Source organism: Paraburkholderia sp. LEh10, assembly GCF_017814945.1.
Lineage (GTDB): Bacteria > Pseudomonadota > Gammaproteobacteria > Burkholderiales > Burkholderiaceae > Paraburkholderia.
In genome coordinates this window covers 21610-35440 of sequence record NZ_JAGIPX010000046.1, presented here as the reverse complement: position 1 = coordinate 35440, position 13831 = coordinate 21610, and the positions used below count along the sequence as shown (strand labels likewise).

Genomic DNA, 13831 nt, shown 5'->3' with positions numbered 1-13831 from the left:
CCCGGGAAAGCAAGCTCTCCGATTGCAATCAACTGCTTTCGACGAGTCGTTCAAATGACTCGGCGTATTCGTTCAACATTGCTTGCCGGTTGAATCGCCGTTCTGCAAACTTCCTGGCGCTGTCCTTGAAGGATGCCAGCTTTGCCGGGTCGTTGGCCAGTTCGACGATTCTTCGCGCAAATTCGTCGTAGTCGCCGGGTTCGCAAAGATAGCCTTGCTGGCCCTCCTCGAGAAGGTCGGGCAGTGCGCCGACGCGCGATGCGATTACGGGTGTACCGTTCGCGAGCGCTTCCATCACGACGTTTGGCCGGCCGTCAATGCGGGATGGCAGCAGCAGTAGATCGTATAGTCGCAAATAAGGTGCGAGTTCGGGCACTGATCCACAGATAGTAAACTTGCCAGGCGGAAAAGATGCCTGCTGAACGGCGGCGCGAAGCGCGCCGTCCAACGGACCCGCACCCGTTATTACAAATGAGACGCGCACCGTGGGAGGAATTCTCCTGGCGATTTCAACGAACCCGAGCGGATCTTTCTCATCGGACCAGCGTCCGGAAAATCCGACAATAAGCGTTCCAGGTGCAATACCATGCTGAGCGAGCAGTGCAGAGTTTTTCGCGCCGGGTGCGTTGACGTCCAGGTCGACTCCGCTTTGAATGAGACGGATTCGATCGGGTGATTCCCCGGCGTCGATGAGCCACTGCTGAACTTCGGTGTTTTCGACAAGGTTCAAATCAATGTAATCCGCGTAGCGCCGGTTGTTACCGACATGTCCCACGGTGTTGAACAGCAGGTCGACTACCTTGAGTTGCTTGTGAGCGTGCTTCAGTGCGGGCAGACAGTCATACACGAACGCGCTGCCGACCACCCACAGTACCGATATGTCGCGGCTGGCGAACAAGTAATCCAGGAAGTCTCTCCATCGGTCGGGACTGAGAAAACGCGGGAGATGGAATACTTCGCTTGTGGTTCGTTGGAACCATTCAGTCGTATCGCCATTGGAATCGTCGCTGTGCACGGTACTGACAATGACGATACGCCATCCGTTTGCGGCCAGGTGCTCGACCAGCGCGCTGAGCAGACGCTCGGCGCCACCGAGAATCAGATAAGGAACTGCCAGCATCAGGGTGCGCGTGGAACGGTTGGGTGCCTCATGCTCAGGGCGAACCAGATTGCGCAACGGCCTCGGCGCGCGGATTTCCATCGCTGCTCGGCGCCTTGCCAGCTTAAATGCCTCCGGAGTAAGGAGGTCTGCATTGAATTCGCAGATTTTTTCTGCTTGCACGTCGTTACTCAGAACTGAATCGCTATTGCTGAGCGTGTTTCCGTGACTACGATAGAAAAATAATGGCTCACGTACATTCATGAAGCGTGCGCCCAGCGCAGCCAATCTCACCCAAAACAGCCAGTCCTCATGTATATGGCCCGCTGTTGGATCAGAATCACGATAGCCGCCCGCCTCTCGCCACAGTTCGCGCCGGAACAGGGAGCAGGTGAGTACATGATTGCCTTTGACCAGCATGTCGAGATCCGGTCTTTCATGTGGCGCCCAGACTTCATTGCGGTTGCCAAAGAATTTGAGGCTCGGTCCGACCACGTCGTAGCCGTAGTACTCAAGCAGAAACACGGCCTTCTCAAGATAGGTGGGATCTAGCCTGTCATCCGCGTCGAGGCAGCAAACATATTTCCCCCGTGCATGGCTGATACCGTAATTGCGATTTGCGCCGGCCCTGTACGGCTTGTCCTGGAGCAGCACGCGGACGCGCGAAGGTGCGCGCTCGATGAGTGCAGCAAAGTTCTTGCGAGACTCTGTCGAATTCGAGCCGCCTTCGACGACGATGACTTCGAAGTCCTGGAAAGTCTGTGCCATCGCCGATTCGATTGCGTCAGCGACGAGGTGTCCGTAGTTGAAGCAGGGGACAATAATGCTCACGAGCGGTCGGTCATCTGGCCAGACATCTTTGTCCAATCCGTACTCTGTCGCCGTGACCACACCAGCGACAGGCAGCAGCCTGGCCTCGGCGAGCAGCGATGCGTCCTGTGTGCGGCGCAATTCGGCCTCCGCGAAGGCCATGGCCTCTGCCCGGCGACGTCGTACCTCTCGCAGGTTGGCGCCGAGCTTGAATTGCATCGACCACAACGTCAATTTGGCTGCTTGCCGTAGTCGTCGGGACACGTGCGGATAACGCGCACCAACTCGCCGGAGGGGTTGCATGACGCGCCACAGATTGCTGGCGCGAATGGCCTGTAACTCCCTTTCCGCGGCGATATACCGGTTTTGAGCGTCTGCCACCCGTGCATCCGCTGTGGCGGCGCGTGCGCTCGCCTCGGCGGCCTTTGCTTCGAAAGCTGCACTGCGCTCCATTTCTACAACGATTGCATGGGTTGCCTGTGCAGCGTTCAGCTTCGCATCACGCCGGGCTACTTCAAGCAGCGAGGATAGTCTTCCCGTTTCAGTGGCAAGCTGCTCTGACTTCTGGCGCCACGATTGCTCCCATTTTTTTGCCAGTTCCTGCAGTGCGTCGCGTTCTTGCGTAAGATCTTTCAATTCCTTGTTCCTGGCTTTGAGTCGTTGCAAGTCAAAGGTCCAGAGCTGGACGAGACGTGCCATCACGGGCTTGGTTAAGTGACTGCTTTCCAGCGCATTGATGTCAGATATCGATGCTTCGGAGGACTGAGCCATATGCAGCAGGCGCAGATGCAGACGGGCGATGGTTTCGTCCTTCGATATCGATGCATCGTCCGTATTCAGTAGCCGCGTAAATACGGATTCGAATTTCTTCGCTCCTTCTTCGGATCTCGTTACCGCACCCACATAAGTCGATGCGTAATCCTTGATAACGAGTTCTGCGCCGACGAGATAACAGTTCAGGCGTTCTTCAACGATATGCCGAATGGAAGCTTCCGTCGGGTAGTAGATATGCTCAAACGAACTATTGAGCCATGCTTCATTGTTGCCCTGTTGGGACATGACGGGCACCTCGAACAAGAGGATGCCATCGTCTTTCATGATGTCTATTGCAACTTCGAAGCCCGCGCGGAAATCACTGAGATGCTCGAACACAGCAATGGCGGACACGACATCAAAATTGCCGCGATACCGACTGCGAATCTCTGGCGCAAAGATATCGTTCCCGATAATGGCCACGCCAGCATTGGTCGCCCGTCGAGCCATCTCAGCGTTGACTTCAATACCAAAGCGCTGAAAGTTTTCGCCGACGTTGGCCAGCAGATAACCGTCTGCACATCCAATATCCAGAATCTTGCCACCATCGCGTAACAACTTTATTAATCGGCTGGCCCAGCCCGTTCCATGTTCTGCCGCGAACCTATAGTCGGCGTAACCACGTTCGCCGCCATTGACGTAGTAGTTGTCGCCATAAAATGCCGCGAGGTTCTCGGGAATGTTTTGCACCATGCCAAGCCCGCATTGCGCGCATTGGAGGATACTTACACCGTCGGCACGAACCGCCATCAGTGTGAAATCGCGGCCCCCGCAGCCGCTGCACGAGATCTCCGCGTTGTTCGGCAAAGCCATCATTAACCTGGAAGTCAAAAGAGCTTCGAAAGGACACTTTCCGTCACTTGCATCACCGGGCACGCATGCGAAGCACGGAGCAAACGAGTATCGCAGCGTAGCGAAGCTTTAGTAGGTTGCCGTGGATTGAGCGTCGCAATTCACGGCGCCAGACTGCGCGCGAGACAGCATAGCCGGCAAAAGCTCGTCGAAGTCGGGGCAGGCGACTGAGAGCCCCAGAGACTTCAGTTTCGCCGGTGATCCTACAAAGCGCCGCACATTGCTGTTTCCTGTACGGCTACTTTCATAATGAAGCTGGACAGGTTTCCCCGAGCAGGCAATTAGCCGTTGTGTAATGTCCAGCAAGCGCGACCCTACGCCAGTGCATATATTGACGATTTCGCCCTGCGCCACTGGGTTCAACGCAAGCTCGACGAGCAGGCGGCTAGCCTCACGAACGTCGACAAAGTCCCGTTCGACGTCCAGGTCGCCGGTGCGCAGCGTACCGCCTGATGACGGCAGGTGGGCAATCTGCTCGGCGAAGCTACCGAGCGCGAGCGAGGTCGACATGCCGGGTCCGATTGGATTGAACACGCGCGCGATTGTGACAGGCGAACCGGCCGCTGCGGCGGTGAGGCCGTGCAGTGTTTGTGCGAGCTTGGTAATGCCGTACGCAGTGTTCGGCCGGCATGCGAACGCTTCCGTGACAGGAAGATCGACGTCTGGCACGGGCCCGTATTCGGCCGCGCTACCCACCAGCAATACATGGGGCTGAGGTGCGACGGCAGCGGCCGCTCTCAGGATGTTTGCCGCGAATATCGTGTTGACGCGATACAGATCCGCGATGGAGGGTGCCGATGCGGAGCCCGCCAGGTGAATAATGCATTGAGGGGCGACGTCGGTCACCAGCGCTTCCACCTCCGCGAGCGCTTCCGGCCGCGCAAGAACCCGATGGTCGCTCACTGGCGTTGCACCCGCAGCACGTTCGTATCGACTTACCGAAACGACTTCTACACCGCGCTGCGCAAGTTGTTCGACAATGCGATTGCCGACGAAGCCACTCGCGCCTGTAACAAGTGCGCGCATCATTCAGGCGGGCAGGAACAGTTCACGCTTCTCGGCGAACAGTTGCTGCGCCGTGGCGTAATCGTCGGGACGGCCGATGTCCAGCCAGAAGCTGTCGGGTTGTCGATGGCAGTGCACCGTCTTGCCTTCGGTGATCAATGCCTTCATCAGGTCGGGCATGTCCAGATACGTATCAAGCTTGACGTGTGGGGCGATCGCGTCACGGTTGAGAACGTACAGGCCCATGCTCACGAGATGTCGCGACACCGGTTTTTCGAGGTAGCCGGTCAGTCGCATCTCGGCATCCGTCTGGACTAGTCCAAAGTCAATCTTCACTTCGCGTTCGTACACGCTAATGGATGCCGCCGCATTCTGCGTACTGTGGTCGTCGATCAGCTTGCGAAGGTCCAGCGTCGTCAGCAGATCGCCGTTGGTGACGATGAAGTCGCCGTCGAGCCTGTCGAGCAGACCGCCCAGCGGGCCCGCTGTACCGAGCGGACTATCCTCGAGGCTGTAATCGAGCTTGAGGCCAAAGCGTGAACCGTCGCCGCAGAATGCACGAATCAGATGGTGAAGGTGATTTACGGCGAGGAATACTTCGGTGATGCCCGCCGTGCGCAGTTGATGCAGCAGCAACTCCAGGACAGGCATATCGCCGAGTGGCATCAACGGCTTGGGAAACAAAGCGGTGTACGGCTGAAGACGAGTGCCTTTGCCGCCGGCCATGATCACAGCTTTCATAAGGGGCTCCAGATTCCAGACGAACGGGTGCGAATGGCTTATACCGTGTACACGTTCGGGCGGTACAGGTGAATATTCTTCCGCACGAACTCGATGGTCTGCATCAGGCCATCATCCAGACTGACGCGAGGCGTCCAGCCCATCAATTGAGCAGCACGTGAATTGTCGGAAACGAGTTTGAGAACTTCGCTTTTTTCCGGACGCATGCGCGCTGCTTCCTGCACGATCGGTTTGTGGCTCACACCCATCAGGCTAAGGATACGCTGTGCAAAATGTCCGACGGTGTAGGTCGATCCCGTGCCGAGGTTGATGGTTTCGCCTTCGATTCCAGGTGTCGTTGCTGCGGCGATAAACCCGGCGACGGTGTCTGTCACGAAGGTCATGTCGCGTTCCGGGGTCAGCGAACCAAGACGGATTTCGTCTTGTGTCGCCGCTTGCGCGATGATTGTCGGCAGAAATGCGCGCGCAGATTGTCGCGGGCCAAAAGTGTTGAACGGACGCAGCGTAACGACGCCCGTGTTGAACGAGCGATAGTAGCTCTCGGCAATCTTGTCGGCGCCGATCTTGGATGCCGAGTACGGCGATTGCCCTTGCAGCGGATGCGTTTCGTCGATCGGTACTCGCATGGCCGTACCGTACACCTCAGACGTGCTGGTATGAACCACGCGTCCGACGGAAAGCCGGCGCGCCGCTTCAACGACGTTAAGGGTGCCTTCGACGTTCGTGCGCACGTAGCTGCGCGGAGCGACATACGAGTACGGAATCGCGATCAGTGCCGCGAGATGGCAGACCACGTCCATGCCTTCGACCGCGTGATGAACAAAGTCGCCATCATCGATATTGCCGGCGATGACGCGGAATTGTCCCTTCACTTCGTCCGAAACGAAGTCCAGATTACCCCAGCTTGCGGAAGAACCGTACTTGATCATTGCAGTCACGTCGGCGCCGGCGCGCACGAGGGCCTCGACGAGGTGGCTGCCAATGAATCCGCCCGCTCCAGTAACCAGGTATTTGCGTCCAGTCAGCATGACTTTTCTCGATATATGAATGCGCCGAATGTTCTCACAAACGGCGCGCGAAGACTACCCTGCGGAGCCGCGGCGCGGTCTGCTGTTCATGAGATAACTTGCGTCTTCTGATGTCATCTGTTTGGGATGTGCGTAGTTGCCGCATTCTGGAATTCAGGCGCCAATTCCGTTGCCTCGCGGAAACGGAAGTTTGGGGCAGGTTGTTTATCTGGAACGCACCACTCCTACGTGTAACAAATTGCGAATTCGGCATTCCCCCATGCGCATGCCCGATAATTGAAACGTCGCGCGGCAGATATTTTCATGTGCGGACTAGAAAGCTCAGCCATTTTTCATAATGCGAAGTGACGCGCTGGTAGACTAATGGGGAGCAAAAAACCGGCCCAGGTCAGTTGCCGAACCCCTCGATTCCAGTTAAGTTTCCTCGTTGTGGCCCCATCAATATCAGAGTGTCGCTAACTAGGCACGCTGCCTTCATCTATGAACGTTTCCAGCGCGCCGTCAACCGAAGCCAAGACGGTCTCCGTGTCCGTCGTCGTGTATCACCCGGAGCCAACGCAACTTCGACACACCTTGGACAGCCTTCGGATAGCTGTTGATGAACTGCGGCTCACGAGGCCGGATACAGTCGTCCGGCTCTTCATCGTCGACAACGGCGGGTTATCCGACGCCGCCATCGATTTTGATAGCGTGCTGCGCCACGAAATTGTCGTGTCCGTCATCGGCGGCCACGGCAACATCGGCTACGGACGCGGCCACAACCTCGCAATCGAACGCGCCCAAAGCCGTTTTCATCTTGTGCTGAATCCTGATATCGATATCGATCGGGACGCCTTGGTGCAAGCCTTCGATTTCTTCGACCACCATCCGGAGGCAGGATTGCTGACGCCCTGCATCGGTGACGACGAAGGGCATCTCCAGTATCTGTGCCGCCGCTATCCAAGTTTGCTCGATCTATTGATCAGAGGATTTCTACCGTACCGTGTCAGGGAATTCTTTTCGACGCGTCTGGCCTCCTACGAAATGCGCGACCTGATCAACGAACACGACATCGTCTGGGACCCGCCCATCGTGAGCGGCTGCTTCATGCTGTTCCGAACGGACGTGCTGAAAAGGCTCGCTGGCTTCGACCCACGCTATTTCCTCTACTTCGAGGACTACGACCTTAGCCTGCGCACGCATAAACTGGCGCGCGTCGTCTACGCGCCCGCTGTGCGCGTGCTTCACCACGGCGGCGGCGCGGCGCGCAAGGGTTCCGCGCACATACGGATGTTCACGGCCTCCGCCTTCAAGTTTTTCAAGCGTTTTGGCTGGAAATGGCTATGAGTCGTGTGATCGTGAGCGGGGCGAACGGCTTCGTCGGGCGCGCGCTGTGCCGCGCGCTGATCGATGCCGGGCATCGCGTGACGGGCCTTGTGCGCCGGACGGGCGGCTGTGTCGACGGCGTGACGGAATGGGTCGATTCGAGCAGGGACTATGCCGACGTGGCGAATATATGGCCAGCGAACATGAAGGCCGATTGCGTCGTGCATCTCGCCGCGCGCGTACACGTGATGCACGACGAGGCGCCCGACCCCGACGCCGCGTTTCGCGCAACCAACGTCGACGGCACATTGCGCCTCGCGGCCGCGGCACACCAGCATGGCGTGCCGCGGTTCGTGTTTGTGAGCAGCATCAAGGCGCTGGCGGAGCACGACAGCGGCAAGCCGCTGCGCGAAGACGATCGTCCGCAGCCTGAGGATCCGTACGGCCGCTCGAAACGCGCTGCGGAAGAAGCGCTCACGCGCTTTAGCAACGAATCCGGGCTCGAACTGGTGATCGTGCGTCCGCCGCTCGTCTACGGGCCGCACGTTCGGGCCAACTTCCTGCGGCTGATGGACGCCGTCTGGCGCGGTGTGCCGTTGCCGCTCGGCGCTGTGCAGGCGCGACGCAGCCTTGTCTACGTCGGCAATCTGGCCGATGCGCTCGTCCATTGCGCAACAGACCCGCGCGCGGCGCGCCGGTGTTTTCATGTCGCCGATAGCGACGCGCCCACCGTTGCTGAACTGGCTCGCGCGCTCGCGCGCCATCTGGACAAGCCGTCGCGCATGCTGCCCGTGCCGGCCGGCTGGCTGCGCACCGCGGGAGTGTTGACGGGACGCTCGGCGCAGGTCAAGCGCCTGATCGGCAGTTTGCAGGTCGATACGTCGAATATCCGTCAAACGCTCGGCTGGCAGCCGCCGTTTTCGACCGATGAAGGCTTGTCGGCAACCGCCGGCTGGTATCGCTCGACTCATTCAACCCGCTGATGCTGACCCAATCCTCACTGATGGTGCTGCGGGGCCCATTGGCCGTCGTCGCCGTGCTGGCGGTTGGCGTATGCGCCGCGATCCTCTACACCCTTCTGAAAACAGGCCTCGCCTGGCGGCTCGCGACCGACATCCCGAACGACCGGTCGCTTCATCTGCGTCCGACGCCGCGCGTCGGCGGCTGGGGCATCGTTCCTGTAGCCGTCGTGGCCATGCTGCTGGTTGCGCCGTCACTGTGGTGTCCCGCGCTTGCGACGGCCTTTCTGGCCGCCGTCTCGCAGATCGATGACCGCCGCGGATTGCCCGCGCGCGTGCGATTCGCTGCCCATCTGGTCGCCGTCGTCGTTTTCGTCGCGCTGTTTCCTGCCGGGGCGCCATGGTGGCTGCTTTGCGTGCTGGCATTCTTGATGATCTGGTTGGTTAATCTTTACAATTTCATGGATGGCGCGGACGGCCTCGCCGGCGGCATGGCGCTGTTCGGATTTTCGGGCTATGCGGTCGGCGCATTGTCGAGCAGTCATCCGATGCCTGAGCTCGCGCTTTCGTGCGTCGCGATCGCCGGAGCGTCGCTCGGCTTTCTGCTCTTCAATTTCCATCCGGCCCGGATTTTTCTCGGTGATGCGGGGTCCATTTCGCTGGGCTATCTGGCGGGCGCGCTCGGCTATTGGGGCTGGCGCGGCGGAGCCTGGCCCATTTGGTACCCGGCGCTCGTGTTCGCGCCGTTCATTGGCGATGCGTCGGTGACGCTCGCACGGCGGCTGATGCGCGGCGAAAAATTCTGGCAGGCGCACCGGGAGCATTATTATCAGCGCATGGTGCGCTCGGGATTCGGCCACGCGGGCACCGCGTGGGCGTGGTATGGCGTGATGGTTGTCGGCATAGGACTTGCGTGGTTTTCGCTTGGCCGTTCCACGGCTGTTCAGTGGGGCATCGTAGCTGGATGGGCTGCCGTGCTGGTCGTCATCGGAGGCATCGTCGATCTGCGCTGGCGCCGTTTCCAGTCAACACTGTCCAAACAATCCGAGGTATGACGCTGATGCTCAGAACCAAAGCCAGTTGGCTATCCTTCAGCGCTTTCCTGTTCGATCTCGGGGCCGTCGTCTGCACCTGGCTGATCGCCTATGTGATCCGTTTCAATGGCATCGTGCCTCCCGACTTCCGGGTCGGCGCGATGCATGCGCTCGTCTGGGTGCTGCCCGTCTACGGTGCGATGTTCCGCTTCTTCGGCCTGTACCGTGGCATGTGGGTGTTCGCGAGCCTGCCCGACCTGCTGCGCATTTCGAAGGCGGTTGCCGCAGGCGCGTTGCTCACGATGATCCTCGCGGTGATGGTGCAGCCGGTACCGATCGTCCCGCGCTCGGTGCTGCTGGTTTCACCGCTGCTGCTGTTTCTCGCGATGGGCGGCTCGCGCGCGCTGTATCGCGCGATGAAGGAGTTTTATCTGTACGGCGGCCTGATGGCTCAAGGCAAGCCTGTCATCGTGCTCGGCGCGGGCACGGCGGGCGCGATGCTCGCGCGCGAACTCTCGCGATCGAGCGAATGGCGGCTGATTGGCCTGCTCGACGACGACGTCTCGAAGCACGGCCGTGAAATCTACGGCTACAAGGTGCTTGGCGCGATCGGTCAGTTGCCGGAGATTGCGCAGAACCTGAAGACGGAATACGCGATCATCGCGATTCCATCGGCCCCCGTCGAACAGCAGCGGCGCGTCGCGACACTGTGCGTGCGCGCTGGCGTGCGCGCGATGGTGCTGCCGGCGCTGACGGATGTCGGGGAAGGCCAAGCTTCGCTGTCCCGCGTGCGCCACATCGACCTCGAAGACCTCCTCGGCCGCGAGCCGGTGCAGATCGACACGCCTCATGTCGAAGCCCTGCTGCACGCACGCGTCGTGATGGTGACGGGCGCGGGTGGTTCGATCGGCTCCGAGCTGTGCCGCCAGATCCTGCGTTTCAAGCCCGCGCAACTGGTCGCCTTCGATATCTCCGAGTACGCGATGTATCGGCTCGTCGAAGAACTGCACGAGCGCTTTCCGGGGCTGTCGATCGTGCCCGTGATCGGCGACGCCAAGGACTCGCTGCTGCTCGATCAGGCGATGGCGCGCTACACGCCGCACATCGTCTATCACGCTGCCGCCTACAAGCACGTGCCGCTGATGGAAGAGCAGAACGCGTGGCAGGCCGTGCGCAACAATGTGCTCGGCACGTATCGCGTGGCGCGCGCGGCGATCCGCCACGACGTGACGCGCTTCGTGCTCATTTCGACGGACAAGGCCGTCAATCCGACCAACGTGATGGGCGCGAGCAAGCGTCTCGCTGAAATGGCCTGTCAGGCGCTGCAGCAAACGAGCGGGCGCACGCGGTTCGAGACGGTGCGCTTCGGCAACGTGCTGGGCAGTGCGGGCAGCGTGATTCCGAAGTTCCAGCAGCAGATCGCGAAGGGTGGTCCCGTCACCGTGACGCACCCGGAAATCACGCGCTTCTTCATGACGATTCCCGAGGCCTCGCAGCTCGTGCTGCAGGCTTCGAGCATGGGGCACGGCGGCGAAATATTCATTCTCGACATGGGCGAGCCGATGAAGATCGTCGATCTCGCGCGCGATCTGATCCGGCTGTACGGATTCACCGAAGAGCAGATCCGCATCGAGTTCACGGGCCTGCGCCCCGGCGAGAAACTCTACGAAGAACTGCTCGCCGACGAGGAAACCACCACGCGCACGCCGCATCCGAAGCTGCGCATCGCGCAGGCGCGCGGCGTGCCCGACAACCTGCTCGACGAGCTCTTGCCGTGGCTGATGCAGCATCGCGTCCTGACGGATGACGAGGTGCGCCGCGATCTGCGCCGCTGGGTCGCCGAATATCGGCCGACGCTGGTGTCGCCGCCGCTGCGCAGCGTGCCGCCGCCAGCGGGCCAGCGGGCTTCGATGTAAAGAAAAAACGCGCCGTGGCGCGTTTTTTCATCTCTGCCGCTTACGGCTACTATCCGGAGCGTCAAGCATCGTCGGCTTCGCGGCGATGCAAGCTCCGCGGCGCGCGCTCAAAAACCCGACTTGCAAGGGTCCGGCACAGTTCCGTTCGAATGCCCGACCTTCGACATCGCGGCTGTCGCGACGGCCGTCCCTAGCACCTTCAGCGCGACGTCCACCACATCCGGGTCGTCCTTGTTGTCGATGCGGCGTTTCGAATAGGCCGTGCATTCCGGACGGGAGGCGGACGTATCGACATGCGTCGCGCTCCATCTGATGTTGTCCGTCACCGTATTGGCGAACGAGAATTGAACGGCGGCGAGCGGAGCGGTGGCGAGCGCGCATAGCGCAACGAAGGTCCGGCTCACCCTCATCAACTCCCTCCACGTTCGGAAAAGATTGCCGCTTTGGCCCAACCCGTCGCGGCGCTCATTGATTTTATTGATTATTTTTGCGCGCGCGCCATTGGGGATTCCATCAGGAGTGCCGTCTCTTCCGGACCACCAGCCACCGCGGCGACTTGAACCGGACGATGCTGACATAGAGCCATACGTACGTCGCGGCAAACACGATCACGAAGCAGAACAGGTGCGAGCGTATGCCGCCAGAACAGCGTCGCGGGCACCACCGCGATCAGGCAAAGCAGCCACAAATACGGCGACGTCAACGAATTGCGCCGTGTCAGCTCGCGCGCGGTGCGCGCCCCGACGGCCCAGCGCATCAGCCGCTTGTAGACGAGCATATGCAGATGCACGCCATCGGGAATTCCAGGCGACATCCCTCGAATGAACTTCTTTCGGTAGATCGAGAAACAGGTCTCGAAGATGGGGTACATGAAGAGCAGCACGGGATACCACGCCGACACGTCGCGATTGCGCATTACGAGCATGATCGACAGTTCGCCGAGCATGAAGCCGATGAAATACGCGCCGCCGTCGCCGAGAAAGATCAGGCCCGCCGGGAAGTTCCAGATGAAAAAGCCCATCACGGCGCCCATCATGATGAGCGATGCCGACAGCACGATGGGGTCGTGCACCTGGAACGCGACATAGGCGAGCGAGGCGAACATCATGAACGCGACCATCGACGCGAGCCCATTGAACCCGTCGATGATATTGATCGCGTTCGCCAGCGCGGCGACGGCCAGAACGGTCACCGCGCACGAGATCGCCGCGTAGGAAAGCAGAAAATCGAGCGGCGGCACGCTGATGCGCGTCACCGCGATACCCAGCACAAAGTAGGCGAGCGCGGCCGCGATCATCGTGCAGATCAGGCGCGCGAGCGGGGAGACCTTTTTCGTCAGGTCCTCGACGAGGCCCGAAGCGAACGCGGGTACGCCGCAGGCGACAATGCTTTCATGCATAATGCGCTGCGTGCACGAGTCTGTCCTTTGAAGATGCGAAAGTCATTTCTAGCATGCCTCACCGCAGCGTTCGCTTCGCCGCTGTCCTCCGTCGCCGCCCAACCGACCTCTCCGCTCTCGATGACGGGCGTCGCCGACAATTGCAATTGCGTTGAAATTCACTTCGACAGTCCACCTTCGACATCTGCAACGCTTCTAATAAAGGGCGACAAGACAGGTCAATCTCCAAGAACTGTGTCGTGTTCATATGAACTTGAGCTCATCCAGATGAGTGCACCTGAGAGTCCGATTGTCAAGATCACGTTTAACGACATGCAGACGATGTAAATCGCCTGCAATCCATTGTCCGACACTGCCGCACTGATAGCTACCCGACAGTAAGTGGTACCAGCTTCTCCATTGTTTGGCTCATCAAGCGGTCCCACGGTCAGGCCGTCCGCGTGGAGTCTCGCACTTCGCACCGGGCCGCCGACAATACGTGCATCAAACCGGCTTGACTGCAGACGCTGGCCCGATGCAGCATCATCGGATTTCCCCTATCTAGAGTCCGGAACTCGTTGCCGTTAGCCCCTGATGGGGCCGCCATCCGGGCTGGCCGGCAACACGTCACGGACTTTTCATGCTCGACAACCGCGCTATCCGACAAGGCTGACGCTAGTCATTACACTTTTTGCGACGTTTCTTTTGACACTGAACTTTAGACACCCGAACGCCGTCGCCGACCGTTGGCGATCAGACGGCGAACGAGACTGAGATTGCGATGAAACGAGCATGCGGGGCCGCGCAAGCGGCGACGACTGGGAACTCAAGGGGCGTGACGCGCTTCGGGCCTCTGGAATTTTCGGGACTTCCCATGCACGGGAGTGTGGG

The 13831-nt window shown here is 59.9% G+C and carries 9 protein-coding genes and 1 pseudogene; 4 read left to right on the top strand and 6 right to left on the bottom strand.

Annotated features, from left to right (window positions below; all coding sequences use genetic code 11):
• Nucleotides 1–28: 28 nt before the first annotated feature.
• The 4 genes from J8I87_RS30250 to J8I87_RS30235 form a co-directional block, all read right to left on the bottom strand.
• Nucleotides 29–3538 carry a glycosyltransferase gene (locus J8I87_RS30250; RefSeq protein ID WP_209935835.1) on the bottom strand — a complete coding sequence of 1170 codons (3510 nt, stop codon included), beginning with the start codon at nt 3536–3538 and terminating at the stop codon, nt 29–31.
• Between the two features lie 105 nt (nt 3539–3643).
• Nucleotides 3644–4603 (bottom strand): NAD-dependent epimerase/dehydratase family protein, encoded by a 960-nt coding sequence (locus tag J8I87_RS30245; RefSeq protein ID WP_209935833.1) that lies wholly within the window; start codon nt 4601–4603, stop codon nt 3644–3646.
• Entirely contained in the window at nt 4604–5320 is a 717-nt protein-coding gene (locus J8I87_RS30240) for a sugar phosphate nucleotidyltransferase (RefSeq protein ID WP_209935832.1), read from the bottom strand.
• Between the two features lie 38 nt (nt 5321–5358).
• Nucleotides 5359–6348 carry a GDP-mannose 4,6-dehydratase gene (locus J8I87_RS30235; RefSeq protein WP_209935831.1) on the bottom strand — a complete coding sequence of 330 codons (990 nt, stop codon included), beginning with the start codon at nt 6346–6348 and terminating at the stop codon, nt 5359–5361.
• Nucleotides 6349–6828: 480 nt separating this feature from the next.
• Between J8I87_RS30235 and J8I87_RS30230 the strand changes: the two genes are divergently transcribed.
• From J8I87_RS30230 to J8I87_RS30215, 4 genes are read left to right on the top strand one after another with little or no spacing between them, the layout of a single operon-like run.
• Entirely contained in the window at nt 6829–7674 is an 846-nt protein-coding gene (locus J8I87_RS30230; protein WP_209935830.1) for a glycosyltransferase family 2 protein, read from the top strand.
• Nucleotides 7671–8636, top strand: a complete 966-nt coding sequence (locus J8I87_RS30225) for a UDP-glucose 4-epimerase family protein (RefSeq protein WP_209935829.1) — start codon at nt 7671–7673, stop codon at nt 8634–8636. The genes J8I87_RS30230 and J8I87_RS30225 overlap by 4 nt, the downstream gene beginning before the upstream one ends.
• Nucleotides 8636–9667 carry an MraY family glycosyltransferase gene (locus J8I87_RS30220; protein WP_209935828.1) on the top strand — a complete coding sequence of 344 codons (1032 nt, stop codon included), beginning with the start codon at nt 8636–8638 and terminating at the stop codon, nt 9665–9667. The genes J8I87_RS30225 and J8I87_RS30220 overlap by 1 nt, the downstream gene beginning before the upstream one ends.
• A 5-nt stretch (nt 9668–9672) precedes the next feature.
• The gene (locus J8I87_RS30215; RefSeq protein ID WP_209935827.1) at nt 9673–11562 is read left to right on the top strand and encodes a nucleoside-diphosphate sugar epimerase/dehydratase; all 1890 of its coding nucleotides are present in this window, start codon (nt 9673–9675) and stop codon (nt 11560–11562) included.
• 107 nt (nt 11563–11669) lie between these two features.
• Here J8I87_RS30215 and J8I87_RS30210 read toward each other — a convergent pair whose 3' ends face one another.
• A complete protein-coding gene (locus J8I87_RS30210) occupies nt 11670–11966 on the bottom strand; it encodes a hypothetical protein (protein ID WP_209935825.1) in 297 nt (98 codons plus the stop codon).
• A 109-nt stretch (nt 11967–12075) separates the two neighbouring features.
• A pseudogene (locus J8I87_RS30205) lies at nt 12076–12949 on the bottom strand (MraY family glycosyltransferase); the annotation flags it as partial.
• Between the last annotated feature and the right edge of the window lie 882 nt (nt 12950–13831).